General features: G+C 49.0%; 20 protein-coding genes and 2 tRNA genes. 5 read left to right on the forward strand and 17 right to left on the reverse strand.

Translation table 11 applies throughout. From position 1 onward, the window contains the following. Positions 1-102: 102 nt before the first annotated feature. From BM331_RS05850 to BM331_RS05865, 3 genes are all read right to left on the reverse strand, one after another. A complete protein-coding gene (locus BM331_RS05850; RefSeq protein WP_177217841.1) occupies positions 103-1,200 on the reverse strand; it encodes an alpha-hydroxy acid oxidase in 1,098 nt (365 codons plus the stop codon). Between the two features lie 535 nt (positions 1,201-1,735). Further along, the gene (locus tag BM331_RS05860) at positions 1,736-2,419 is read right to left on the reverse strand and encodes a Fe2+-dependent dioxygenase (protein WP_074927906.1); all 684 of its coding nucleotides are present in this window, start codon (positions 2,417-2,419) and stop codon (positions 1,736-1,738) included. Between the two features lie 27 nt (positions 2,420-2,446). Next, positions 2,447-4,657, reverse strand: coding sequence for a TonB-dependent receptor (locus BM331_RS05865; protein ID WP_074927908.1), 2,211 nt, complete (start codon positions 4,655-4,657; stop codon positions 2,447-2,449). Between the two features lie 446 nt (positions 4,658-5,103). Between BM331_RS05865 and BM331_RS05870 the strand changes: the two genes are divergently transcribed. Together BM331_RS05870 and BM331_RS05875 are read left to right on the forward strand one after the other, a co-directional pair. Next, a complete protein-coding gene (locus tag BM331_RS05870; protein ID WP_074927910.1) occupies positions 5,104-6,162 on the forward strand; it encodes a sulfite exporter TauE/SafE family protein in 1,059 nt (352 codons plus the stop codon). Between the two features lie 17 nt (positions 6,163-6,179). Next, positions 6,180-6,530 carry a DUF3147 family protein gene (locus BM331_RS05875; protein WP_074927912.1) on the forward strand — a complete coding sequence of 117 codons (351 nt, stop codon included), beginning with the start codon at positions 6,180-6,182 and terminating at the stop codon, positions 6,528-6,530. 76 nt (positions 6,531-6,606) lie between these two features. Here BM331_RS05875 and BM331_RS05880 read toward each other — a convergent pair whose 3' ends face one another. The 5 genes from BM331_RS05880 to trhP form a co-directional block, all read right to left on the reverse strand. Beyond that, entirely contained in the window at positions 6,607-7,305 is a 699-nt protein-coding gene (locus tag BM331_RS05880) for a tetratricopeptide repeat protein (protein ID WP_074927913.1), read from the reverse strand. A gap of 107 nt (positions 7,306-7,412) precedes the next feature. Next, a complete protein-coding gene (locus BM331_RS05885; RefSeq protein ID WP_074927915.1) occupies positions 7,413-8,537 on the reverse strand; it encodes a deoxyguanosinetriphosphate triphosphohydrolase in 1,125 nt (374 codons plus the stop codon). Continuing rightward, positions 8,530-9,639, reverse strand: a complete 1,110-nt coding sequence (aroB, locus tag BM331_RS05890; protein WP_074927916.1) for a 3-dehydroquinate synthase — start codon at positions 9,637-9,639, stop codon at positions 8,530-8,532. Before aroB ends, BM331_RS05885 begins: the two co-directional genes overlap by 8 nt. A 47-nt stretch (positions 9,640-9,686) precedes the next feature. Next, complete coding sequence (locus tag BM331_RS05895) at positions 9,687-10,304, reverse strand: shikimate kinase (protein WP_074927918.1); 618 nt, start codon at positions 10,302-10,304, stop codon at positions 9,687-9,689. Positions 10,305-10,404: 100 nt separating this feature from the next. Further along, positions 10,405-11,766 (reverse strand): prephenate-dependent tRNA uridine(34) hydroxylase TrhP, encoded by a 1,362-nt coding sequence (gene trhP, locus BM331_RS05900; protein WP_074927920.1) that lies wholly within the window; start codon positions 11,764-11,766, stop codon positions 10,405-10,407. A gap of 85 nt (positions 11,767-11,851) precedes the next feature. Here trhP and dnaE point away from each other — a divergent pair, with 85 nt between their 5' ends. Continuing rightward, the gene (dnaE, locus tag BM331_RS05905; protein ID WP_074927921.1) at positions 11,852-15,355 is read left to right on the forward strand and encodes a DNA polymerase III subunit alpha; all 3,504 of its coding nucleotides are present in this window, start codon (positions 11,852-11,854) and stop codon (positions 15,353-15,355) included. A 13-nt stretch (positions 15,356-15,368) separates the two neighbouring features. On the opposite strand, the gene BM331_RS05910 is transcribed toward dnaE, so the two are convergent. Next, positions 15,369-15,560, reverse strand: a complete 192-nt coding sequence (locus BM331_RS05910) for a twin transmembrane helix small protein (protein WP_074927923.1) — start codon at positions 15,558-15,560, stop codon at positions 15,369-15,371. A gap of 150 nt (positions 15,561-15,710) precedes the next feature. Here BM331_RS05910 and miaA point away from each other — a divergent pair, with 150 nt between their 5' ends. Continuing rightward, positions 15,711-16,664 (forward strand): tRNA (adenosine(37)-N6)-dimethylallyltransferase MiaA, encoded by a 954-nt coding sequence (gene miaA, locus BM331_RS05915; RefSeq protein ID WP_074927925.1) that lies wholly within the window; start codon positions 15,711-15,713, stop codon positions 16,662-16,664. A 226-nt stretch (positions 16,665-16,890) separates the two neighbouring features. Here miaA and BM331_RS05920 read toward each other — a convergent pair. From BM331_RS05920 to def, 8 genes are all read right to left on the reverse strand, one after another. After that, positions 16,891-16,966 (reverse strand) — tRNA-Glu (locus tag BM331_RS05920). 25 nt (positions 16,967-16,991) lie between these two features. Beyond that, a tRNA-Ala gene (locus BM331_RS05925) sits at positions 16,992-17,067 on the reverse strand. Between the two features lie 127 nt (positions 17,068-17,194). Then, positions 17,195-18,460 (reverse strand): sigma-54-dependent transcriptional regulator, encoded by a 1,266-nt coding sequence (locus tag BM331_RS05930; protein ID WP_074927927.1) that lies wholly within the window; start codon positions 18,458-18,460, stop codon positions 17,195-17,197. Between the two features lie 295 nt (positions 18,461-18,755). Beyond that, complete coding sequence (locus BM331_RS05935) at positions 18,756-20,933, reverse strand: sensor histidine kinase (protein ID WP_074927929.1); 2,178 nt, start codon at positions 20,931-20,933, stop codon at positions 18,756-18,758. 9 nt (positions 20,934-20,942) lie between these two features. Beyond that, entirely contained in the window at positions 20,943-21,551 is a 609-nt protein-coding gene (locus BM331_RS05940) for a DUF4390 domain-containing protein (protein WP_074927931.1), read from the reverse strand. A 1-nt stretch (position 21,552) separates the two neighbouring features. Next, the gene (rsmB, locus tag BM331_RS05945; RefSeq protein ID WP_074927933.1) at positions 21,553-22,833 is read right to left on the reverse strand and encodes a 16S rRNA (cytosine(967)-C(5))-methyltransferase RsmB; all 1,281 of its coding nucleotides are present in this window, start codon (positions 22,831-22,833) and stop codon (positions 21,553-21,555) included. Positions 22,834-22,845: 12 nt separating this feature from the next. After that, positions 22,846-23,796: a methionyl-tRNA formyltransferase gene (fmt, locus tag BM331_RS05950; RefSeq protein WP_074928172.1), complete on the reverse strand. Its 951-nt coding sequence runs from the start codon at positions 23,794-23,796 to the stop codon at positions 22,846-22,848. Between the two features lie 25 nt (positions 23,797-23,821). After that, positions 23,822-24,328, reverse strand: coding sequence for a peptide deformylase (gene def / locus BM331_RS05955; protein ID WP_074928171.1), 507 nt, complete (start codon positions 24,326-24,328; stop codon positions 23,822-23,824). 175 nt (positions 24,329-24,503) lie between these two features. Between def and BM331_RS05960 the strand changes: the two genes are divergently transcribed. Continuing rightward, on the forward strand, positions 24,504-25,532 hold the full coding sequence (locus tag BM331_RS05960) for a LysM peptidoglycan-binding domain-containing protein (protein ID WP_074927935.1): 1,029 nt from the start codon (positions 24,504-24,506) through the stop codon (positions 25,530-25,532). The last annotated feature ends 93 nt before the right edge of the window (positions 25,533-25,625 follow it).

Here is a 25,625-nt window from a genome sequence, read left to right on the forward strand (position 1 = left end):
TGACTGGATTTTACAGAAGTGACATCAGATGGATAAAGAGAAGATCAGTTGCGGGGTGTGATAATCGTATTTCCAGGTGTTCAATCCGGTATCTTGATCGCCTCAATCCGGATCCTGATTCCGACTAATCTGTATTTTTTCCTTTGTAATTTCCTGGATGCTGGTGGTGCCGGTCAGCGCCATGGTCAGTTCCAGTTCATCGCGCAGCAGGCGAATGACATGCGCCACACCGATGGCGCCTGCTGTGGCCAACCCCCAGATGTAGGGGCGGCCAATCATGACTGCATCCGCGCCCAAGGCGAGTGCCTTGTAAATATCTCGTCCATTGCGAATGCCGCTGTCGAACAGTACCTTTCCCCGGCCGGAGATGGTGCGGACGATTGGCGGCAGGTGGGCAAGGCTTGCCGGTGCGCCATCCAGGACACGTCCACCGTGGTTGGAGACTACCAGCCCATCGCATCCCAGATTGATCACTTTTTCGGCATCCTCCGGGTGCAGCATGCCTTTGACTAGCAATGGTAGCGAGATCTGATCCCGCAACCAGGCGAGATCCTCCCAACGTGGAGCTTGCGCCATCCAGCCGTCGAATACCTGGCTTTGTTGCGGTGATAGCGTTGGAAAGGGTGTGGGAAAATCCAGGTTTACTGGTCGGATGGCGGCTGGTAGCTGGATGGTTGCCTGTTTGATCGGGGCATCCACTGTGAACACGATAGTGCTGTAACCTGCTGCAATGGCTCGCTGCAGCAATTTCAGTGTTCGCTCACGATTTTCCTGCCAGTACAGCTGAAACCATAAGGGTTGTCCGGCTGCGCTGATAATGTCTTCCAGCGTTTGACTCGCCAGGCTGCTGACGCAGAACTGCCCTTCCTGCGCACTGGCTGCCATAGCACTGGCAGATTCTCCGTGTGGGTGGTACAGGCGCTGGTAAGCTAATGGCGCCAGAATGACGGGGTGGGTGAGCGTTTGCCCAAACAGGGTGATTTGCGTATGACCGCTGCGCACATCGGACAGTGGCCGTGGAATGAGATGAATTGAATCGAATACGTGAAGGTTAGCTTGCAGGCTGACATTATTAGCACTGCCTTCTTCCAGATAGCGCCAGATTTCAGGTGGCAGGCGTTCTTTGGCATAAGAGAGGTAATCGGATGGGCTGTGTATGCCTTCCGGGACAGTTGAGAGTTTAGGTAACAGCTCGTTCATTTTGAAAGTGCTGACTTATTTTGTTATCCTGCGGTCATCAGATTGCGGTGATTCAGATATCCCTGGTAGTGATGTTTCCGGATCATTTTCTACTTTGTTATATCCGTAAAGACCGTCACTTTCTTCGTCATTGCAAAAATCTGCAGGATTGAAGCAATCCGGCAAACATTAGCAGATTGTACAGGAATGCCCTTATCTTCATTCTGGATTGCTTCCTGCTTCCTTCGCAGTCGCAATGAACTGTACTTTGTGTCAAGCGAATTCTGGTGAAAACACCACATTTTTCGTAGCAACTATAAAAGCAAAAGCCTGACGCAATAATTTATGCGTAATTGCGATACCAATTCCCCTTGGGTGGTTTACCTGCGAACTGCAACCACCTTCTCCGTCTTCGCGAGCAGCGAAGCTGCGTGGCGATCCAGTTCTTCTGTTGCGATCGTTGCTGGATTGCTTCGGCGCTGCGCTTTTCGCAATGACGGGGTGGGGTGTCGTTGCAAAACCTAAGGGGTTGAGGCAACCCGGTTGGTGTGCTTTATCAGCTTTCAGCCCATTGCCGCAGCAGGTTGTGGTAGGTACCGGTGAGACTGACAACCGCTTCGGTTTCGCCAATGTTTTGGCGCAATTGCAGCAATGCCATATCCATTTCATACAACAGGCGACGTTGATCGGGATCACGCACCATGCTTTGAATGAACATGAAGCAGGCAATCCGTTCGCCACGTGTGACCGGCGTGACCTGATGAACAGAAGAAGAGGGGTATATCACCATGCTTCCCGCCTGCAGTTTCACACTTTGCTGACCAAAGGTATCGTTAATCACCAGTTCACCACCATCGTAGGTTTGTGGGTCGGACAGGAACAGGGTGGCGGATACATCCGCGCGCACGTAGCCGCCGCCATCCGGCAACATACGCATGGCGTTGTCCACATGGAAGCCGTAATGATTGGTTTTTCCGCTGTAGCGGTTGAAAAATGGCGGCATGATTTTCTTTGGCAGGGTTGCCGTGAAGAACAGGGCATTACGGTTCAATGCCCCTAACACCAGTCTGCGCAGCACTGCCATTTGTGGGGAATCTTCCGGTAATTGCTGATTATTTTTGACCTTGGCAGCCTGGGTGCCGGCGGTTACCAGGCCACTCACCCAGGCAGATTCAGCTAACAGAGCGTTTGCTGCTGCGAGCTCCTCTTCAGTTAATACATTGTCGATTGCCAGCAGCACTTGATTATATTTCCGGTCAGGACTAAATCAGAATTTGTATTCAGCCGTCATGATAACTCTGCGACGCTGGCCAGGGATGGTAAATGGGCCGTTGTCATAGATGGCATCATAGTAGGTTGTGTTGAACACGTTCTGTACATTCAGCCGCATGGCCCATCTCGGTTGTTCGTAAGCCACCATCGCATCCCAGCGCATGTAAGCAGGTGCAGTGTTCGGATGGAATTTGGTTTCACCCGGCAAGGTGGGGATTGGGCCGGTGCCGCTTGGATTGTAACCGTAACGCTTGCCTTTAACCTCAACACCACCGCCAATTTTCCAGCCGTAGGGCAGCTTGTAGGTAGTCCACAGGTTGAATGTGTAAGGCGGAGTATTGCGCGGACGTCTGCCTTTATAGTCAGGGTTGGCTGAAGTCAGAACGCCTGTTGTGGCGTTGACGTTTTCAGCAACTTCCAGAATCTCCGGATCCATCAGAGCAAGTCCGGAGAAGACTTCCCAGTTGGGTGTAATACGGCCTGCCAGCTCCAGTTCAATGCCGTTTGTACGGCGCTTTTTGGTAAGAATTGCCGCAGTGGATTCCAGGTCAGTATTGCGCTCCCATTTCTTTTCCGCATGATAAAGCGCTGTACGCAATGCCAGATCACCATCGAACAATAGCCATTTGGCACCAATTTCTTTGACATTACTGCGTTCCGGTGGCAAAGGTTGAACGGTGAGTTGGTACAAATCGGCTGTCGGGCTGAATGAACTGCTGGACGCCATATAGATATGGGATTGATCCGAAAAGTGGTAGGACAGTGCTGCGCGCGTACTCCATTGACCATAATTCAGCTTGGGAGAGGTTGCGCTGGAATATGTTGCCCGCATTTCATCGCGTCTTCCTCCCAGTGTGAGTTTCCACTTGGGGATGAATTCAACCGTATTCTGTACATATACTGCGTAAGTATCGGAATTAAATTCGACTGGAATTCCTGCTGAGTTGGCTTTGTAAGGCCGGAACAGAGGCGGATTAGCTGACGTGGTTCCACCGAAATTCTGCAGGGAATGGCGGAAGCTGTCTTCATTGAGATATTCTCCACCCAGCAGGAAGTCGTGGTTCATGCCAAACAAGTGAAACCGATGGTTATAGTCTGTCTGTACCGTTATGGTCTTGTAATTCATGGAGCGAGTTGGGCCACCACTACACGATGTGGGTGTGTTACATATCTTGCCTTCGGCGTTGGGTGCAATAGTCAGGCTGGGGGTACGTGCCCAGTAACTGCGTTCATAGTCTGCATAACGTACTTGCGTGCGCCATTCACTGGCGGGTGAGAAGCGGTGGGTAAAGCTGGCAGTTGAAATGTTAACCGTACCTTTATCGAACGTGCTGTTGGTACCCCAGTAATATTTTACCGGGAATTTTTCCTGTGGTTTGCGTGTTGTGCTGTCAAAACTTACGCCATAATCAGGCTTGTCATCTACTGTGGTGTAGATATGGCTCAGAATAAGTTCGTTGTCGGTGTTAAGCCCGATTCCCAGGCTGGCGGCGACCCCATCCCGTTCCAGTGTCGGTCTGTCATTGGCTGCCGGGTTTTTACGCCAGCCGCCGTCAAACCGTTTCATCCCATTGAAGCGGAAGGCGATGGTATCAGTGATTTGTTTGTTGAAATCACCGGTCATCTCATAATAGCCATACATACCCACACTACCGGTAATTTTCCCTCTGTCTCCCAGATGCGGCACCTTGCTGACCTGGTTGATAACACCACCGGCCTGACCACGCCCAAACATCATTGCTCCGGCACCACGCAATACGTCTATTTGTTCCAGATAGAAAGTTTCACGGTTGTACTGTGCCGTATCGCGAATACCATCCAGATAAATATCACCAAAGGTGTAGAAGCCACGCAACATCATGTTATCACCGGAACGGCCGCCCTCGGCAGCGTTGAAAGTCAGGCCAGCCACGTTGCGCAGCGCATCCTTGAGTGAGCTGACCTGCTGGTCTTGCATCAATTGGTTGGTGACGGTCGTCACTGCCTGGGGGATGTCGTGTGGATCCTGCAATGTTTTGCCGACACGGGTAGTGGTGGCACGGTATCCGTCCTTTTCAGCTTCGGCACCTGCTTCTACTTTGATGGTAGGGAGAACAGGCGTTTTTTTGGGGTAATCATCTCCTTCTGCCGCAAAAGCACTGATTGACAGCCCGCCGACCATCAGGGCAGCGCCGAGGGGGAGCAATGTTTTTGGTGGTTGTGGCATTTAATTTCCTTTTGACAAAATTATTGGCTGGCTTGCAGCTAGCAGCTGAAAAATACAAACAGAGATCATTTGTGTTCAGGGATTAATCCTTGATTACAGTATTATCGTGACGAAACGGTTGGGTATTACAGGTATGCACATGGCATCAATCGAGCGGGGATTACGCACCCGGAAACGGTGAGCCTGTATGCATCAAAATATCTTTCTTATAAACTCGTTAATGAGAATAATTATAGTTAATGTTAACATTAGTATCAATATTTTTATGCTTTATGGGAACTATTTGAAATAGATACTTTGCCGGATGGGAAAAAATGATAGTGGTTGAATCATTGCAATAGAGATAGTTTGATAAAAGCGAATATTCTTTCCGGGTGCAATGATTAAAACCGGGATGCCGCCAGGTTCGTTTTGATGCAGAAAATCGATTTATTCAAGGCTGATTAATGTTATTGAAGATAGCGTTGCTTTTTCCTGGCATAGTTTTAACTTTCTGGGTCAGTGCTATATGTGGAGGGGGAGCCAGCCTGATTCTGATCCCACTGCTTAGCTTGCTTCTTCCTGCTTCGCTGATCCCTTTTTCGCTGACGCTGGGTACATTTGCCAGTGCAGCATCACGTATCGTTGTTTTCAGAAAACACGTCAATACCCGGATATTTTTCTGGTTTATTCCGTTCTCCATTCCGGCGGTGCTTCTGGGGGCGTGGTTAATCAAGTTTATCAATCCCCTATATCTTCAATTTGGGGTAGCTTTGTTTCTCTTGTTTAATATTCCGCAGCTATTGCAGTCGGGGAAAGAACTACAAAAAGGTGAAAAACCTTACCCCAATTACATGCTGGCTCTGGTTGGCTTCCTGTGTGGTTTTGTTTCAGGGGTGATCGGGGCGGTGGGGTTGCTTTTTAATCGTTTTTATTTGAGATATGGATTAAGCAAGGAAGAGATTATCGCAACCCGAGCTGCCAATGAGGTATACCTGCATGTGATAAAACTGGTTGTTTATACTTCACTTGATCTGTATTCGGAAGCGGCCTTGAGCTTGGGGTTGTTGATAGCGCTGGCAGCCGTCGTATCTTCTTTTTCCATAAAGTTTATCTTGCCTCTGATCAGCAATTTTGTTTTTAGAAAAGCTGGATATGGCGCGATGGTAGCCTCGGGTTTTATCATGCTGTTCAGTACGTCGTCCCATATCATCGAGCAAGATAATCTGAACTTTATTTCACAAAATAAAGGATATGAAAATGAGGTTGCGATTTCATGGCGCAACAGTCATTTTGTACTCGAATATGACGTCAAGGATGGTAAGTTTGGAATTGAATGGCCGGTTGGTTATGAGGATTTGCCTCAGGATCTGAAGCGGTACTTTGATGAATTGAAGGATCAGTATGACAAAATACTGCTTGAAAAAGTTTTCAGGTTTCAAGGAGTATCCAGCTATGAGTTTTATTGCTATAAGAATGACGCACTTACCAGGATAGATTTTAAATCCGTTCTGACAGCGAGATGAAATACGGTTAGTAAATCATGTGGCAATATGTCATCAAAATTTTTATTACAGTTGTTCTGGTTGTGGCTGTTTCCGAGATCAGTCAGCGCAGCTCGTTTTGGGGTGCAATTATTGCATCCTTGCCGATCACTTCGCTGCTTGCGTTCATATGGCTCTACACCGGCACTGGCGATATTGAAGTTGTGGTGAAGCTTTCATACAGCATTTTCTGGCTTGTCCTGGCATCGTTACCGTTGTTCCTGGTGTTGCCCGCCCTGCTCAGCCACGGCATCATGTTCTGGCCTGCGCTTGCAATCGCGTGTGGTGTTACGGTCGTCGTATATCTCAGTTTGATCTGGGTACTGGGGCGTTTTAATGTGCAGCTGTAAATATTTGCTATATATGCCACTTCACTCAAGATCCTGTCCGGCCAGGTAGATGCTGACCGGACTTTACTTGACTCGGTTATTTTTGTTCACCCGTAGATTTTTTGTGATCTTTCTGTGAGGTGCGGATGGCTTCCAGATTTTTTATGGCTTCTTCATTTCCCTGTTTGGCAGCTTTTTCAAACCATTCGATTGCTTTATCGGTATTTTGCTCAACGCCTTCCCCCAGCAGGTAAATCACACCCAGATTATTTTGTGCGTCAATATTTCCCTGTTCGGCAGATTTAGTGAACAGTTCTACCGCCTTGGCCTTGTCTTGGGGAACGCCTTCGCCGGTGAAATACAGTAACCCGAGGTTAAATTGTGCATCAGCATGACCTTGCTCGGCTGCCCGATAGAACCATCCTGCCGCAGCTTCCGGATCTTTACTTAGAGGGTTTCCATGGGCATCGTGTGAAACGGCTTCTCCTGAGAAATACATGGAGCCCAAGCCGTTTTGTGCTTCTGCATCGCCAGCTTCTGCTTTTTTACGCAGATTCAGGAAACGTTGCTCGGGAGTTAGGCCATCATCCAGTGTTGGCATGATTTTTTTCTTCAATTCATCTTGTTCTTTTTCAGACAAACCTTCTTTCAGAAATGATGGAAGTTCACCAGCAGTGGTGGATTCACCCATCAGTGCGATTTCCGATTCGTCAGTTGTCGTTTTTTCGGAGGAGTTCTTGTTTCCACAGCCAGTAGCCAACAGGAGCGCTGCGAAAAGAACTGCGATAGTTTTCATGCTGTTTTCCTTTTTCTCTGATTAATTGGATAAAGATCAACCGGATGGCTCCGGTGTTGTTTCATTGGCTGATTTTTTGTATTTCGTTGAATAGTAATGCGATTAGTTCAATCTTCAATGATGGCGAACATGCGCCGGTATTCCTTGATTGCATAGCGATCGGTCATGCCGGCAATATAGTCGGCGATTGCCTGATGTCCATAGTCGCGAAATTTGTGCTGGTATTCAGGAGGCAATAATGCAGATTCGGCTGCAAATGCTGAAAACAGTTTTTCAACGATATGGTGTGCTTTGTTGCTCATACGCATCACCTGATAATGCTTGTAGAGATTTTTATGCAGAAAACGTTTCAGCTCCTGTTGCTGCTGTTTGATCGTATCGCTGAAACCAACCAGAGCCGGCATTTCCCGCACGTTGTCCGGGCTGTTCGGGCTGGCCGCTTCAATGTGAGCTTTGCTTTGTGTCGTCAGATCAGTCGCTAAAGTATTGATCATGCCACGTACAGTTTCATGAACCAGGCGTCGCCCGGTAATAGCCGGGTGGTGTTGTTTTACCTGGTGTAAATGCTGGGCGAATATTTCGATTTCTTCCAGTTGTGCCTGTGTAATGAGGCCGGAACGTACCCCGTCATCCACGTCATGATTGTTGTAGGCGATTTCGTCCGCTAGGTTAGCCAGCTGCGCTTCTAGTGATGCGCTGCGGCCATGCAGGAAACGCTCGCCCAATTCCCCCAGCGCTTGGGCCTTGGATTTTGTAGCTCTTTTCAGAATCCCTTCGCGTGTCTCAAAACATAAATTCAACCCATCGAATCGGGCATAACGTTCTTCCAGCACATCCACCACCCGGAGTGACTGCAGGTTGTGCTCAAATCCACCGTAGGCTTTCATACAGGCATCCAGTGCATCCTGCCCGGCATGGCCAAACGGGGTGTGGCCCAAGTCATGTGCTAGTGAGATGGCTTCCACCAGCTCTTCGTTGAGTTGTAAATTGCGCGCGATGGAGCGGCCGATCTGGGCGACTTCCAAGCTGTGTGTCAGGCGTGTGCGAAACAGGTCGCCTTCATGGTTGACGAATACCTGGGTTTTATATTCCAATCGACGGAATGCAGTGGAATGGATGACACGATCCCGATCGCGCTGAAATTGGCTGCGCCCGGTTGGTGCATCCTCATGAATACGGCGACCACGCGAATTGGTATCGGATACGGCGTAGGGGGGCAGATTATTATGCATCGGCAATGCAGGCTGACAATGTTTCAAGCAGCAATGGGGCGGGAACAGTGTTGTCCAGCGAAGCCTTGCCGATCCGATCCAGCAGGATGAAGCGGATTGCACCATCCTTCACTTTTTTATCGAGCTGCATTGATTCCAGGTAGCGTTCGGGTGCGATGCGCGGGCCTTTTACCGGCAGCCCGGCATTTTCAAACAAGCGCTGGATACGATCGGTATCCTGTGAAGTGGTGCGTTGCAGACGCTTGGAGAGATCGGCCGCCATGAGAGTGCCGGCAGCAACGGCTTCACCATGTAACCATGTGCCATAGCCCATAGTGTTTTCAATGGCATGGCCAAATGTATGCCCAAGATTGAGCAGTGCGCGCACGCCACTTTCACGTTCGTCCAGCGAAACAATTTCTGCCTTGATTTCGCAGCTGCGGCGGATGGCATAATTCATTGCTGCAGAATCACGCGCCAGCAACTGTTCGATATGGTGCTCCAGCCAGTCAAAGAATATCGCATCATAAATCAGGCCGTATTTGATGACTTCTGCAATCCCGGCGCGTAATTCTCTGTCCGGCAGGGTAGTGAGCGTGGCGGAGTCGGCTAAAACCAGGCGTGGCTGGTAAAAAGCGCCGATCATGTTTTTACCCAGCGGATGATTAATGCCAGTTTTTCCGCCTACGGACGAATCTACCTGGGCAAGCAGTGTGGTGGGAATCTGGATAAAGGGTACGCCACGCAAATAGCTGGCGGCTGCAAAACCGGTCAGATCACCGATTACCCCGCCACCGAGCGCAATCAGCGGCGTCTTGCGTTCGCAGCGATGCTCCAGTAGTGCATCAAAAATCAGATTCAGTGTTTCCCAGTTTTTATATTGCTCCCCGTCCGGCAGGATGACCGCAAAGGTTTCCACCTGGTGTTCAGCCAGCGCGCTGCGCAGTTTTTCCAGATAAAGCGGTGCGATGGTGGTGTTGGTAACAATTGCAGCTTTCTTGCCGGGCAGATGAGGGAGCAACAGGTCAATCCTGGTGAGCAGTTCTTGTCCGATATGAATGGTGTAACTGCGATTTTCCGGGAGAGTATCAAGTGCGACTTCAACTGATTCCATGGCATTCATCTGGTGTTCTTCAAAGGTTGGTTTGCTTGGTATAAAGCAGTCTGCTGTTATTCCGGCTGTTTAACGGAGGGATGACTTTTCAGCTCAGCGCCGGTTGATTCCTGATTGAGCTGATGCAATCTCTGCAGCAGTTTCTGCACGAAGGCACGGGCACTTTGTTTGCCGCTGTCCATGATGATGTGTGCTGTTTCACGATACAGCGGGTCGCGTTGTGCAAACAGCCTGGCCAGTTTGGCATGTGCATTTCCCGTTTGCAGCAGAGGACGGTTTTTATCCTGATGCGTACGGCGACGCAACTCGGAGACAGGTGCGCATAGATAAATCACAGTGCCGTGTTGTCGCAACAAAGTGCGATTATCCGGATGTAATATTGCACCGCCCCCTGTTGCCAGGACGATATTCTGCTGCTGGACGACTTCCCGCAGAACTTCGCTTTCGCGTTTGCGAAACCCGGCTTCTCCCTCTATTTCGAAAATCACGGGAATCCCCACTCCCGTGCGTTGCTGGATTTCATGATCGACATCGATGAAAGTTTTACCGACAAGATTGGCCAGCAATTTTCCAACCGTTGTTTTACCAGCGCCCATCATCCCGATCAGAATGATATTGCCCGGTATCAACTCGGCATCAGAATTTCTTGTGGTTGGCGTTTTGCTGCGTTGCATAATGCAATTGTACTGTAAATCCACGGCCAGCCTGCGATTTCCCTTGGTGTGAATCTTGATTTAATGGAGTAATAAACAGGACTGACACCAATATAAGTGTTCATAAAAACCTGGCAACGAATGCTTTTTCGACATTTCCGGTGAGTGGAATTTTGACGCGATAGCCGCTGCCGGGGGCAACATTGACGGTGTTGCCGTCAAGATCCTGCATGTGTTCGATCTGGATGATGCGATTGCCGGAGGGATGGACGATTTCCAGGCGATCGCCGATTTGAAAGCGGTTTTTGACCAGGATTTCGGCCATACCGGAAGCGGTATCGATCTGTTCGATATCTCCGACATACTGGCTGCGGGAAGATTCGGAATGGCCACGCAGATAATTCTGTGTTTCCTGGCTGTGGTGGCGCTGATAGAAGCCGTCGGTATAGCCGCGATTGGCCAACCCTTCCAGCTGACCCAGCAAGGAGGGATCAAAGGGTCGCTGATGGACGGCATCATCAATTGCCTGGCGATAAACCTGTGCAGTGCGCGCGACATAATAAGCTGATTTGGTTCTCCCTTCGACCTTGAGTGAATCGATACCGATTTCAGTCAGTTGTGCAACATGCTCAACAGCGCGCAAATCCTTGGAATTCATGATGTAGGTGCCGTGCTCGTCTTCCATGACGGGCATCAGTTGCTCCGGTCGCTGACTCTCTTCAATCAGATAGACCTGATCAGCAGCAGGGTGGCGCTGTATGGCGGTATTACTGAAAGAAATAGATTCAGTTGATTGAAGCGCTTCGTTGAAATCGAAGTCTATTTTTTGCGGTAATTCAATATCTCCACTGGCATTTTCCGCCGCTGCCTTGACTTTGTAGTCCCAGCGGCAGGAGTTGGTGCAGGTGCCCTGATTGGGGTCGCGATGATTGAAATAACCGGATAATAGGCACCTACCGGAATAGGCAATGCAGAGGGCGCCGTGCACAAATACTTCCAGTTCCATATCCGGGCAGAGTTCGCGGATTTCGGCAATTTCTTCCAGCGACAGTTCACGCGAGAGGATCACGCGCGTCAGACCAAGCGATTGCCAGAATTTAACAGCAGCATAGTTGACGGTATTAGCCTGGACGGACAGATGAATTGCCACATCCGGCCATTTTTCCCGAACCAGCATGATCAGGCCCGGGTCAGCCATGATCAGCGCATCGGGTTGCAACTCAATGACCGGTTCCATATCACGCAGATAGGTTTTGACCTTGGCGTTATGGGGCATCAGGTTACTGGCTACGAAAAATTTTTTGCCAAGTTGACGCGCTTCGATAATCCCGGCACGCAGTTGTGGCAGTGTAAATTCGTTGTTGCGGGCACGCAATGAGTAGCGTGGCTGGCCGGCGTAGACTGCATCTGCGCCAAAGGCATAGGCAGCACGCATTTTTTCCAGGGAGCCGGCAGGCAGGAGTAATTCGGGGGCTTTCAGCATGATGTAAAATGAGGTGATGTGTCAGCAATAATTTCCGCCACACTGGTTATCTTTCAAAATTTCACTTGGTTTTTATTGTATCACCATGCCGATTAACCCTGTTTTCGTTCATTTGCGGTTGCACAGTGAATATTCCGTTGTAGACGGTATTGTGCGGGTTGAAGAAGCGGTTGCCAAAGCGCGCGATACCGGTATGCCGGCGTTGGCGCTGACCGATCTGTCCAACCTTTTCGGGTTGGTCAAGTTTTATCAGCATGCTTGCAAGGCCGGAATCAAGCCGATTGCCGGTTGTGATGTTTGGATCAGTAATGAAAATGATGTGGATCGGCCGTTTCGCTTGCTGCTGTTGTGTCAGTCATTTTCCGGTTATTTACTGCTGAGCCGTCTGCTGTCGCGCGCTTATCGGGAGAACATGCAGCGTGGTCGTGCGGAACTGAAGAAAGATTGGTTTCGGGAGGAGGGAGCCGGGACAGAAGGATTGATCGCCCTGTCCGGAGGGGAGCAGGGCGAAGTGGAGCGATTGCTGCTGGCGGATCCAGTCGCCGCAGCAACAGCTGCGCAGGAATGGGCGGCGTTATTCCCTGAAAGGTTTTATCTGGAAATTCAGCGCTGTGGCCGGCCTAATGAGGAGGTGACAAATCATGCCATGCTGGAGCTGGTTTCTAATCTAAAACTGCCTGTGGTAGCAACACATCCGGTGCAGTTTATGCAGCCGGAGGATTTCAGGGCACATGAGGCGCGGGTATGTATCGCACAGGGTTATGTGCTGGGAGATCGTCGACGTCCCCGGGAATTTACCGAGCAGCAGTATTTCAAGACAGCGGCAGAAATGAGTGAGCTGTTTGGTGATGTGCCGGAAGCGCTGGCTAATAGCGTGGAAATTGCCCGGCGCTGTTCACTGATGCTGGAATTGGGAGTCAATCGGCTGCCAGATTTCCCGACACCAGCGGGAATCAGTGTCGAGCAGCATTTGCGTGACCAAGCACAAACAGGATTGGTTGTGCGGATGGCACAACTATTTCCAGAAGCAGCACAGCGTGATGAAAGATATCCGGTTTATCAGGCGCGCCTGGATTTTGAAGTAGAAACCATCATTCAGATGGGATTTGCCGGTTATTTCCTGATTGTGTCTGACTTTATCAGCTGGGCGAAGCAGCACAATGTACCAGTCGGGCCGGGACGTGGTTCTGGAGCAGGTTCGCTGGTAGCCTATTCGCTGGATATTACTGATCTGGATCCGCTGCGCTATGATTTACTGTTCGAGCGTTTCCTTAATCCAGAGCGGGTTTCCATGCCGGATTTTGATATTGATTTCTGTCAGGATAGGCGTGAGCAGGTGATTGAATATGTGCGTGATCGTTACGGTGCGGAGAGTGTGGCGCAGATCGCAACGTTTGGCACGATGGCGGCCAAGGCAGTGGTGCGTGATGTCGGTCGCGTGCTTGACCTGCCGTATAACTTTGTCGATCAACTGGCCAAGTTGGTGCCATTCGAACTGGGTATGACCCTGTACAAGGCGCGTAAAATTGAGCCATTACTTAATCAACGTGCAGAAGCGGAAGAGGATGTGCGCAATCTGCTGGAACTGGCTGAGCGTCTGGAGGGATTGACGCGCAATGTGGGGATGCACGCTGGTGGAGTGTTAATTGCACCGGGCAAGATTACCGATTTTTGCCCGATTTACTGCGCGGATGCGGGTGATGCAGTCGTCAGTCAGTATGACAAGGACGATGTTGAGAAAGTCGGGTTGGTGAAGTTTGATTTTCTCGGGTTGCGCACATTAACCATTCTTGATCGAGCAGTTGCTGATATTCGGCAGTACCGTTCGGCCGCATCAAGTGAGAAAGATGCTGGCGCACAATCTGTGGAAGAAAGTCGTTTTTTACTGGGCGATATTTCACTTGAAGATATGGCCACCTTTGCTTTGATGGCGAAAGGCAATACTGTTGGAATTTTTCAGTTTGAATCACGCGGCATGAAAGATCTGCTGCAGAAGGCGAAGCCGGATTGTTTTGAAGATCTGATTGCGCTGGTGGCGCTTTATCGGCCGGGGCCGATGGATCTGATTCCCGATTTTATCGAGCGTAAACATGGCAAGCGGGTGGAGTATCTTGATCCTCGCTTGCAGCCAATCCTCGGGCCGACTTACGGCATCATGATTTATCAGGAACAGGTAATGCAGATTGCCCAGGTGATTGGCGGTTACAGCCTGGGGGGAGCTGATTTACTGCGGCGTGCCATGGGTAAAAAGAAAGTGGAGGAAATGGCGCAACAGCGCGCTGTTTTCGTTGAAGGTGCGATCAAAAACAGCATGGCTGAAGCAGATGCCGTAACGTTGTTCAGCCTGATGGAAAAATTCGCCGGCTACGGTTTCAATAAATCCCATGCGGCAGCGTATGCGTTGATTGCTTACCAGACTGCCTATCTCAAGGCACATTATCCTGCGGAATTCATGGCAGCCTGTATGTCATCAGATATGGATGACACTGACAAGGTGAATGTGTTTTACGAGGATTGTAAGCTGAATGGCATTGCCATTTTGCCGCCGGATATTAATCAGTCTGCCTATTACTTTGTTCCGGTTGATCGCAAAACTATCCGCTATGGACTGGGCGCTATCAAGGGAACGGGGGAGGCGGCCATTTCGGCGATCGTGCGGGCACGGGAGCAGGGAGTAGCATTTACCGGTCTGTTAGATTTCTGTCAGCGAGTTGATCGGCGCATTGTTAATCGCCGTACCATTGAGGCGCTGATCCGTGCAGGGGCATTTGATACGGTTGAAGCTAATCGTGCTGCACTTATGGCATCCGTCGGGATGGCACTCGAATATGCGGAACATTGCAGCCTGACTGCCAGTCAGGTTAGTCTGTTTGATGACAATTCTGATCTGTTGCAGCAGCCGGTTATAACGGAGACCACACAATGGCCGGAGAAAGAAAAGCTGCAATATGAAAAAATGTCATTGGGATTTTATCTGAGTGGCCATCCGTATGATAGTTATGCTAAAGAACTAAGCCGTTTTATCCCGGTGCGCCTTGGACGGATTGCTCCCGGGCGCGAGCCGCAGCTGATCGCCGGTGTGATCTACGCGATCCGGACACAAATGTCCCGACGCGGGAAGATGGCGATCGTTACACTGGATGATGGTATGGCGAGAGTTGAACTCGTGGTTTACAGTGATTTGCTGAGTACGAATTCACAGTGTTTGAAGGCGGATCAGCTGCTGGTAGTAAGCGCTGTGGTCAGCCATGGCTATGGAGAAAATGCTGAAAAACGTATTGTGGCGAAAGAGGTTTTTGATTATGCAACTGCTCGTTCAATGTATGCCAGAAAACTGAGAATTGTGATTGATAGCCCGGAGCTTCTTACTCCCGTGCAACTCAAGGAATTATTGGTTGCCTATCTTCCGGGAAGTGGTGTGCATAATGTGCTGCCTTCAGCAGTTTGTCCGGTATCAATTGATTTTCGCAATGAGGGTGCCGGATGTGAAATTGACTTGAGCAGTCGCTGGCGTGTTCATTTACATGAAAGGCTAATCGAGTCGCTTATGGATAGCCTTGGTCATGACAAGGTGGAAATAATTTATTGATAACCGATCTGCCTCATGTTCCGTGAATGTACTCCACATAAACCCATAACATCATGATCGCAAACAATGTCAGAGATAGTATGACGCGCGCGGTGAGAGCCTTGACCATCCGCGTGCTGTCGCCCTTGTCTTTGATCATGTAATACACTGCAGAGCCGAGGGTATACAGAATGGATAGTAAAAGCAGGATGGCGAGTATTTTCAAGGATTTTTCCAGTGGATAGTGGTGGTATCAGTAAACCATTTCAATATTCCTTGTTGTCATTTGGAAACTTCAGCTGACAACATTAAAAATTATGATTCGGACATCGATCGGTTGTTCATATCTTTTTATTGTAACTGATAACAGTTGACCGTGAATCCTCCTGATACAGAATCTCCAGCAGCCATTTTTCTGATGGGACCCACTGCCAGTGGTAAGTCTGGCATGGCAATGGAAATCGCGCGCCATTTCCCGGTAGAGATTATCAGTGTTGATTCAGCACAGGTTTATCGGTACATGGATATCGGCAGCGCCAAGCCGGACAAATCAATTCAGGCAGAAATTCCACATCATTTGATTGATTTGATCAATCCTGATGAAAGTTATTCTGCTGCGCAATTCAGAGAGGATGCCTTGTCTACCATGCATAGGATTACAGCACGCGGCAAAGTGCCGCTGCTGGCTGGTGGCACCATGCTTTATTTCAAGGTATTGCGACAAGGATTGGCTACATTGCCTGCAGCTGATGAGGCCATGCGCAAGGAGCTGGAACAATCAGCCTGCGAACGAGGGTGGCCTGCTATGCATGTTGTTCTGAGCCGACTTGATCCTGTCACAGCAGAACGCATCAAACCGAATGACAGTCAGCGTATCCAGCGCGCACTGGAAGTCTATTACCTGACTGGCAGGCCCATGTCGGAAATGCTGAAACAACAGCAAAATCGTGATTTTCCTTATCGTGTTTTTAATATCGCTTTGCTTCCGGGTGATCGCAGTGTTTTACATGCTCGCATCAGTCAGCGGTTTGACAAGATGCTGGAAATAGGGCTGGTGGATGAAGTGCACATGATCCGTGATCAATGCCAGGTGACCGCTGATATGCCGGCAATGCGCTGCGTCGGCTATCGTCAGGTATATATGTATTTGGAGAATGAAATCAGCCTGACTGAAATGCGAGAGAGAGGTGTTTTTGCGACCAGACAGCTGGCCAAGCGCCAATTAACCTGGCTGAGAGCAATGCATGAACTGCAGAGCTTTGACTGCCTGGATAATCAGTTAACTCAACAGATTATTGGCTTTATACAGAAGCAGCGTATTTTTGCCTGACTGAGCGCTGAGCAATATTTTAGCGATGGTGGTTTGTCTGTGCCTGCAACTGGAATGATGTTATGCATTCTACAGCTACGCTCATGTCGGGGTTGTATGATCTGGCTGATCAATCACACAACTATATCAAGGAAGAATACGCAGAGATTGCGCGTAGAACATATCGATTTACCACCCGGTGCGCTGGGCAGATTACATGGATATTGATGACGCCAGGATTTGTTGATGGCGTCCCCAAGGGGATTCGAACCCCTGTACCCACCGTGAAAGGGTGGTGTCCTAGGCCTCTAGACGATGGGGACTAGTGTTGCGGATAAAGTAAAAAGCTGGTGGAGATAAGCGGGATCGAACCGCTGACCTCTTGCATGCCATGCAAGCGCTCTCCCAGCTGAGCTATACCCCCGGTTAAGACAAGTCGGCAATTATACTGATCACCCTATTTATTGTAAAGCTGCCTGTTGGAATTGCTGATTTTCATATTGTCTCGTATTCAGTTGGCATTGAAGATTTTTCTCCAGTTCCGTGTTCTTTTAATAATTCTGGCTGCGTGGCTTGATACCCAATGTTTTGATTTTCCGGTAAAGATGAGTGCGTTCCAGGCCTGCACGTTCAGCAACACGAGTCATATTGCCGTTTTCCTGTTCGATCAGCTTCTCAAAATAATTCTTTTCGAAAATATCTCGTGCTTCGCGCAGCGATATGTTGAGCGGGATATCTGAAACATCAGATACTGCTTCGCGTGAGGAGAATGCCAGGGCCTGTTGTACAGCATCGATAGAGATTTCATCATCCGCACAGGTTAATGCCAGTGAATGCACGATACTTGTCAGCTGTGCAAGATTACCCGGCCAGTCATAATTGCGCAGTGCATTAAGTGTAGCTGTACTGAAATGCATGAGGGGTACTTCTCCGGATTCAATCCAGCTTGAAAGCAGTTGATTGGCTATTTCCGGTACATCTTCGCGGTGAGCACGCAAGGGAGGGATATTGATACAGAGATTACTCAGTATTTCAAACAATTTTGGGTGATAGGCTCCCTGCGCCGTCAGCTCTGCCAGAGAGCGTGTTGTTGCGCAAACCAGTCGCACACCATATTGCTCCAGCTTACCGAGCAGCAGCAGCAAGCCTTTCTGTTCCAGTTTGCTGAGATCTCCAACTTCTCCGAGGAAAAGTAATCCGCCTTTTGCCTGTTCCAATTGTGCCAAAGGGCTTTCTGCAAGGAATGAACAGGATTCCGGAGCAATCCAGGCCGTGTTGGGGCGATGCAGGAATCGTGCGCAGTGTTCCACGCCAACCCCCGGCTCACCGGTTAACAAGATGGGAATTTTAAGGTTTTCCACCTGCTCCAGTTTTTTTCGCAGCTCTGTGATTAATCCGCTGTGTCCCAGATGGGATAGGGAAATGGCCGGAGAAGATTTATGTTGTCTGCCACCGCGCATGACCTGTCCGACCGTATTGAGTAATTTCTGCAGCGGAATCGGTTTTTCCAGATAACCAACTGCACCGACACGAGTTGCTTCTACTGCTGTATCAATTGTGCCATGGCCGGACATCATGACGACCGGCATGGTCAGGAGGCCGTTATTTGCCCAATCTTTCAGCAGTGTGATGCCATCTGTATCCGGCATCCAGATATCCAGCAATACCAGATCGGGGCGTGTCTGGCTGCGGTAGTTTCTCGCCTGTTCTGCATTTTCCGCCAGTGCAACGCTGTAACCCTCATCCCCCAGTATCTCGGATAACAATTCGCGTATTCCTAGTTCATCGTCCACAATGAGAATAGTATTATTGGCCATGTGTTCCATATCCTTTCATGTGACTGAGGTACGAGAATGTGTTTCTTTGGGTAGTATCCATCCCTGTTTGCGATTGGATTGTTGTGGCGTAGATTCAGATTTGATTCCAGTCTTATAGTCGGGTGTTATCCCGGGGCTTCGTTGTTAACAGTTTTCGATTCTGTAAATAGCGACCAACTGCTTTGGGCAGAGAGTAGTTGTCTCTATCATTGTGCCTTGCATGTTTTCCATGTGCAAAATTTTGTAAAATGCCAACCGATTTATTTTGCAATCTGCAATGGGATTATTGAGTATCTCAGGCATGCGTTGCCTCAGATGAAACACGCGGACTGTTGTGGAGGAATGCGGGCAGAATGATTGAAATCTGTGCACCATGTGGCTGAATATTTTGTATTTTGACAGTACCACCGTGCTCATCCACAATTTTTTTGACAATCGGTAACCCAAGCCCGGTACCTCTTGGCTTGGTTGTAACGTAAGGCTCAAATACATGTGTTTTGACCTGTTCCGGGAATCCTTTGCCATTATCAGTCACACTCAGTTCAATTCCGTTATTAACGGATCTTGTCCGAACAGTAATAGCAGCTTCTTTTATATTGACCAGTGCATCTTGTGCGTTCTGCAGCAAGTTGTGAATGACTTGACGCAGCCTCGCCGGATCTCCTCTGACGGGGGAAAGCTCTCCTGCCAATTCTATAGTGATTGGCGGCAGTGGCGATTCGTTTTCTGTGTTGTCAGTTGTCTGATAAAGCGCCAGTATTTCCCGTACCAGCCGGTTGATATCTACCTGGTATAACTCGGGTTCAGGTACCCGTGCGTATTCCCGGAATTCGTCCACCATTTTTTTCAGGGCTTCAACCTGGTTCACGATTGTTTCTGTAGAACGCTTTAGAATTCTGGCATCAGCTTCGTCGAGTTTGTTGATCAGCTTATGTTGCAAACGCTCGGCGGATAACTGGATTGGGGTAAGCGGATTTTTAATTTCGTGAGCCAAGCGTCGCGCTACTTCTCCCCATGCTACAGTACGCTGGACTTGTAACAGGCTGGTGATGTCGTCGAATACTACAACACCACCGCCACCGGATGCCTGGGGTAGGCGCGAACCTCGCAGAAGCAGTACCTGCTCCTTATCTGCATTGAAGTGCAATACTTGTCGTTGCCATTCACCAACCTCTTCAGAATCAAAACCGCTTCTTATTTCTCCGGCTAATAATCGCAATCCCGCTTCCTGTTTGGCGCATTCTTCTATGGTTAATCCCTCGAAATTGGTCAGCGGAATTTGCAGTATTTGCTCTGCACTCTGATTGACTGCACGTATTCTCAATACTTTATCAAAGACGATAACACCTGATGACAGATTGGCCAGAATATTTTCGAGATAGGCACGCGCATTTTCAATTTCCTGTTGATGCTGCTGTGCGATGGTGCGTGCGGCCTCCAGTTGTTCAGTCATGAGATTGAATGATTCAGTCAAGATACCGAATTCATCGGTACTGTGAATCTGGTGTCGCCGGCTGAAATCACCCTGAGCTACGGCGCGTGTTCCTTCTGCCAATGATCCCAGTGGCGCGCTTAATTTTTCGCTGATCAGAAATGCACCGGCCAGTGCGGAAAACAGAGCAAGCAACAAGGCCAGGGTCAATGTTACGCTGTACAGCCGAGTTAATCCCTGACGAGACAGCATTAATTCCTGATAATCACTAAAGCCAGCCTGGACAATTTCCGCGTTGTGTGCGATGGATTGCGGCACCCGTTGCAGTACCTGTAGCACCCGGATGTCTTCGTTGGCACTTAGTATGTTGACTGGAACAAGCACTCGCAGATACAGCGTGTTATTCGCAAGTGTTTCGACCGCGCTGTAATCCTTTTGCATCCGGATGCGCCGCATCGCTTCTGTATTGGGGATTTCGGGAAACAATACGGTATCATCCAGGCCGGTAAAGGCAATGACCTTTCCATCCTGATTGAACAGGGTAGCTTCCTGTATTTGTGATTGAATCAGAAGCTGATTCAAGACGGTCAAAGGAAATGATGACGGTTCAGCCAGATCGATTGCGGCGCCCCGTGCTTTTTTCTGCAATTCCTCCAACAGATTATCCAGTATCGTTTGCCCCAGCGTTAGCCCGCCTTCCAGTGCGCGATCCACTTTGACATCAAACCAGGATTCAATACTTTTTCCCAAAAACTGTACTGAAATACCATACACCAGCGCGCCGGGCAGAATGGCCATCAGGGAAAAAACCATCAGAAGCCGCAACGCTAGTTTTGAACCAAATACACCAGTCTTGAGTCTGCGCCGTAATCGTCCGAGCAAAAATACAACGATTCCGATCAGAAGCAGCAGAAAAATTACGATGCTAACAATCAGCCAGCGGTAATGACGCTCAAAAAATTCGGTATTGGCCCCGGCTGAAGCTAACAGGTATAGCATGATGATGCTTAATCCCGCGACAACGAAAATAACGTATTTCATAAACGGGCTCTAGCGATAATCAGATTCGTTGTCGGCTTCGGGGGCAGGCGGAAATGTAACCTGCCAGACTTTCTTTTCGGAGCTGAGGTTCCAGTCCTGGGTATCAAGCCATTCCAGTTGAAACGGTTTAGATAGCCGTGAGACATCCAGCCATACCTGCAGAACTGCGGTGTAGGTAGTGTCGGGGAGGAGTGGGGTGTGTTCCCTGATCAAAAGATCTGACTGGTGTCCCAAAGCCTGTAATGCAGCTTTTAGCGTTGGAAAATTTTGTGACTGGCCGTGTTGAACCAGGCGATATTGCCTGGTTAACGCCTGATAGCTGAGCGTGGTTCTTTCTTTATAGCGAGCGACTTCTTCATTCAGCCAATACCAGCGCGGTTTCATAATCAAAAGCCGGGTGACGAAATAAAGATCAACCCCTTTTTTCAGGGCTTGCTTCATCGTTTTACTTAAACCAATGTCAGCCTGGACATCGATATAAAAGCGTTCGCCTGATTCTTTAAGCTGGAAGGACTCTATTTCTATATGTCCTTTGGCGGCAAGCGTGGTTGATGAAAACAGTGCGATTAACAATAGAAATACGATGCTGAGCCAGGAATTCCTTATGACAGCGTACATGTCAGTTTTTTTGGAACAGGGCATAAAAGAAGCCATCATGGTGCGGCCCCGGCAGCAGTTGGCCGTCGTTAATTTCTTCGTGGGAACAGGGCAACCTGCTGGCATCCTGATGGATTGACAGGAATTTTTCAGCAACCAGGTTATTTTCTTCGCTGAATACGGAGCAGGTGGCATACAGCAGTTTTCCTCCACGCTGCAATAATAGCCATAATTCATTCAGTATGGCTGTCTGTACCTGTGCAAAATTACCTATATCACCTGGTCTTCTGAGCCATTTGATATCCGGGTGGCGGTTGACCACGCCTGAAGCGGAGCAGGGGACATCAGCCAGAATTCGATCATACAATTGGCCGTCCCACCATTGCGACGGATGCATTGCATCACCACAAATCAACTGATAATTAGTTATTTGCAGGCGAGAGAAATTTTCTGTCAGTCTGGTAAGCCGATCTTCATATTTGTCCAGCACCGTCAATTTGATATTTTCAGTCAACTCAGCCAGATGGGTACTTTTCCCGCCTGGCGCGGCGCAAGCATCCAGCACGCGCATCCCTGCTTTGACATCCAGCAGGGGAGCGGCAAACTGTGCACCGGCGTCCTGTATAGTCACCAGTCCTTCGGAAAATTTGGGTAATTTTTCCACAGCGACCGGCCTGATAAGTTGCAGGGCGTTGTCTCCCAACCATTCAGAACCAATACCCTGAGCATCCAGCATTGCCTGATAATGATTCACCGAGGTGCGTAACGAATTAACGCGTAAAATCATAGCAGGGTGCTCATTGCCTGCGAGCAGAATGGCCTCGTAGTCCTGCGGATATTGCTGACGCAGTTTGTCAATCCACCATTGCGGATAGGAATAGCGGGCGACTTCATTGACTTTGATTTGATCAAGCAACGAAGTGCGCTGGCGCATGAAATTACGTAACACAGCGTTGATCAATCCCGATGCGGCAGGATTGCGTGTGATTTTTCGGGAAGATGACACGGCATGATCGACGATGGCGTGTACCGGGGCTTTGCTGTAACAAAGCTGATAGAGCGCGATTGTCAACAGGTAATGAAGTGATTTGTCTTGTACCGGTTTGTTTAATAATTTGTGAAGGATGGCGTCGATTTGGCCATAATGGCGGAGCGTGCCATAGGCAATGTCCTGAATGGCGCCACGTTGCTGGGACGTAAGTCGGGAATTGATCTGCCAGATGTTACGCAATACTTCGTTCAGATTGGCACCTGCAAAAACCTCCCCGATTGCCTGTATAGCAAGCAATTGAATTTCAATCATTTTTAAGAGAAATCACAGGTGATCCTGTGTGGTTTTCTGGAAATATTCTCCAGGTTGTAAAGGGTGTCCGGCAAGGAATTGTGCAGCAGTCAGTTTTTTCCCACCCGCTTTTTGCAGAATGCTGATGGATAAAGTATCTCGTCCGCATGCCACGATTATTCCGTTGTGGTCAGCAGCAATAATTTCACCGGTCTGGTGGGTGTCGCTGCGATTGACGATATTGGCTTGCCACAGTTTGATCATACTTCCATGCAGGCTGGTAAATGCACCAGGATACGGATTAAATGTCCGGATCATCCGGTCAATATGAGCGGCATCACGTGTCCAATCGATCTCGGCCTCGGTTTTTCTGATTTTTGCTGCATAACAGGCATTTGCATTATCCTGTAACGTGGGAGTCAGTTTGCCCTGGTCCAGCAATATCAGGGTTTCCACAATACATTGACCACCCAGATCAGCTAGCTTGTCATGCAGGGTGGCTGTGGTGTCATGTGGCTTTATGAGAAACGCGCGTTTCAGCAGAACCGCTCCGGTATCCAGCCCTTGATCCATTTGCATGATGGAAATACCGGTTTCTGCATCGCCCTCCAAAAGAGCGCGTTGAATAGGGGCGGCGCCACGCCAGCGTGGCAGCAGGGAGGCGTGGATATTGATGCAACCGTGACGCGGAATACGTAATACTGCTTCTGGCAATATTAGTCCGTAGGCCGCGACAATCATTACATCAGGCTTGAGTGTTTCAAGTTGTGCTTGTATGTCCGGTGACTTTAATGTTTCTGGTTGTAACAGCGGAGTGTTGTATTGCTGCGCCAGTATTTTGACTGGGCTTGCCTGTAGTTTCATGCCGCGTCCAGCCGGTCGATCCGGTTGGGTCAGGACTAGGGAGATATCGAATCCTGATTTTTGTAATGCTTCCAGGGCTTGCGCCGCAAAAACGGGAGTGCCTGCGAAGATGATTTTCATGCGTGACCGTGCTCGCTGGATCTGGTCAGGCAATTTGTTTACGCGCCTGTTTTTTTAGCTTGCTCAGAATACGGGATTGCTTGAAAGGTGACAGATATTCGACAAATACCTTACCGATAAGATGATCCATTTCATGTTGAATACAAACCGCTAACAATCCGGTTGCATCCACTTCAAATGATTTTCCGTCAATATCAGTTGCTCGGACAGTAATCTGCTCGGCACGGGAAACTTTGTCAAAAATACCGGGTACGGAAAGACAGCCTTCCTGTGCTTCCGATTTTCCTATGCTGGCGATAATTTCCGGATTGATTAAAACCAGCAGTTCATCACGGATTTCGGAGGTGTCAATAACAACGACTCGCTTATGTACATCCACCTGGGTGGCTGCCAGACCAACACCAGCAGCGGCATACATGGTTTCAGCCATGTTGCTGACCAGGGTGCGTATTTCCTGAGTGACCGATGGCACGGCGGCTGCAATTTTATGCAACCGTTCATCGGGATATCGAAGTATGTTCAGAATTGCCATAACAAATTTGCATAGTTCAAATACTGGAGTTTTTGGGGAAGGCTCTATCATTGTGTACCGGTCAATTTTTATGATTAACCCGGTGCTCTGCCCAGTCTGGTGATTTTGTGGCTCGTCCGGAACAAACAAAATAACTTTACTCTTCCGGGTACCTTGATGGAGATGAAGAACCCTTATGCGTACTTTGACAATTATATCTGCGATTTTGTTTATCAGCCTGTTTTCCGGGTTGTCTTCTGCGGCTGGCGAAACCAGATTGCGAGAGAATGCACCTGAGCGTTATCAGGTTGTTCCCGGTGATACGCTTTGGGGAATTGCTTCCCGGTTTCTCAGAGAACCGTGGCGCTGGCCTGAAATCTGGCAGATGAACCGTGAGCAGATCAGAAATCCGCATCGGATTTATCCAGGAGATGTCATCATCGTGGAAAATACTTTGTATGGCAGACGTCTGAGAATGGCAGGTGAAAAAGGTACAGTCCGCCTTTTTCCCGGGATTCGCATTGAGGAGTCATCGATGCGGGCCATTCCCAGTATTCCAGCCGAGAAAATTGAACCCTTTCTGAGTCAGCCACTGGTAATTGAAAAGGGCAGATTGGATGGAGCACCTGTTATTTTAGGAGCAAGTGATGATCGGGTGATTCTGAGCACTGGTGACAAAATTTATATACGTGATCTGCCTGTTGATCAGGGTGTGATCTGGCAAGTGTTTCGTGACGGGAAGGCGTTGACTGATCCTGATCGCGATAATCGCATCCTGGGTTATGAAGCAGTTTATCTGGGGACTGTTGAAATTACTGATTTTGCAGCTATCAGTACCGCAAGAATTTCTCGCTCAGTACAGGAAATTCTGAAAGGAGATCGTCTGCTTCCGCTTTCATCGGCAAAAATAGACAATTACCTGCCGCATGCCCCTGATTTTTCTGTGGCCGGTCGAATCATTTCAGTCTATGGTGGAGTGAATGAAATTGGCGAGAATATGATTGTCACGCTTAATCTGGGGGGCAACAGCGGTATTGAGCCGGGGCATGTATTGGCTGTTTATCACGAGAATAACATTCGGTCGCATGAGGGAAAGCAGATTAATCTACCTGATGAGCGGGTGGGTTTGGCACTGGTTTTCCGTGTATTTGACACGGTTTCCTATGCACTGATTATGCAGAGTACCCGGTCAATCAAGGTGGCAGATGTCGTAAAAACGCCCTGACAAGGCGGTGTAAAGTTACTATACTCGCCCGCGTGTTAATTTTTGCAATACAGCTTTTCAGTTACTTAAAGTTGTTATCGGGGTGAGCTTTTT

Source organism: Nitrosomonas eutropha (assembly GCF_900116685.1).
GTDB classification, from domain to species: domain Bacteria; phylum Pseudomonadota; class Gammaproteobacteria; order Burkholderiales; family Nitrosomonadaceae; genus Nitrosomonas; species Nitrosomonas eutropha_A.

Bases quoted from the DNA above. Each gene is read 5' to 3' on its own strand.
- BM331_RS05935 (WP_074927929.1), bottom strand. From the start codon at position 20,933: ATGAAATACGTTATTTTCGTTGTCGCGGGATTAAGCATCATCATGCTA.
- BM331_RS05880 (WP_074927913.1), bottom strand. From the start codon at position 7,305: ATGAAAACTATCGCAGTTCTTTTCGCAGCGCTCCTGTTGGCTACTGGC.
- BM331_RS05865 (WP_074927908.1), bottom strand. From the start codon at position 4,657: ATGCCACAACCACCAAAAACATTGCTCCCCCTCGGCGCTGCCCTGATG.
- dnaE (WP_074927921.1), top strand. From the start codon at position 11,852: ATGCCGATTAACCCTGTTTTCGTTCATTTGCGGTTGCACAGTGAATAT.
- rsmB (WP_074927933.1), bottom strand. From the start codon at position 22,833: ATGATTGAAATTCAATTGCTTGCTATACAGGCAATCGGGGAGGTTTTT.
- trhP (WP_074927920.1), bottom strand. From the start codon at position 11,766: ATGCTGAAAGCCCCCGAATTACTCCTGCCTGCCGGCTCCCTGGAAAAA.
- BM331_RS05875 (WP_074927912.1), top strand. From the start codon at position 6,180: ATGTGGCAATATGTCATCAAAATTTTTATTACAGTTGTTCTGGTTGTG.
- fmt (WP_074928172.1), bottom strand. From the start codon at position 23,796: ATGAAAATCATCTTCGCAGGCACTCCCGTTTTTGCGGCGCAAGCCCTG.
- BM331_RS05870 (WP_074927910.1), top strand. From the start codon at position 5,104: ATGTTATTGAAGATAGCGTTGCTTTTTCCTGGCATAGTTTTAACTTTC.
- BM331_RS05960 (WP_074927935.1), top strand. From the start codon at position 24,504: ATGCGTACTTTGACAATTATATCTGCGATTTTGTTTATCAGCCTGTTT.
- BM331_RS05895 (WP_074927918.1), bottom strand. From the start codon at position 10,304: ATGCAACGCAGCAAAACGCCAACCACAAGAAATTCTGATGCCGAGTTG.
- BM331_RS05885 (WP_074927915.1), bottom strand. From the start codon at position 8,537: ATGCATAATAATCTGCCCCCCTACGCCGTATCCGATACCAATTCGCGT.
- BM331_RS05850 (WP_177217841.1), bottom strand. From the start codon at position 1,200: ATGAACGAGCTGTTACCTAAACTCTCAACTGTCCCGGAAGGCATACAC.
- BM331_RS05930 (WP_074927927.1), bottom strand. From the start codon at position 18,460: ATGGCCAATAATACTATTCTCATTGTGGACGATGAACTAGGAATACGC.
- def (WP_074928171.1), bottom strand. From the start codon at position 24,328: ATGGCAATTCTGAACATACTTCGATATCCCGATGAACGGTTGCATAAA.
- aroB (WP_074927916.1), bottom strand. From the start codon at position 9,639: ATGAATGCCATGGAATCAGTTGAAGTCGCACTTGATACTCTCCCGGAA.
- BM331_RS05940 (WP_074927931.1), bottom strand. From the start codon at position 21,551: ATGTACGCTGTCATAAGGAATTCCTGGCTCAGCATCGTATTTCTATTG.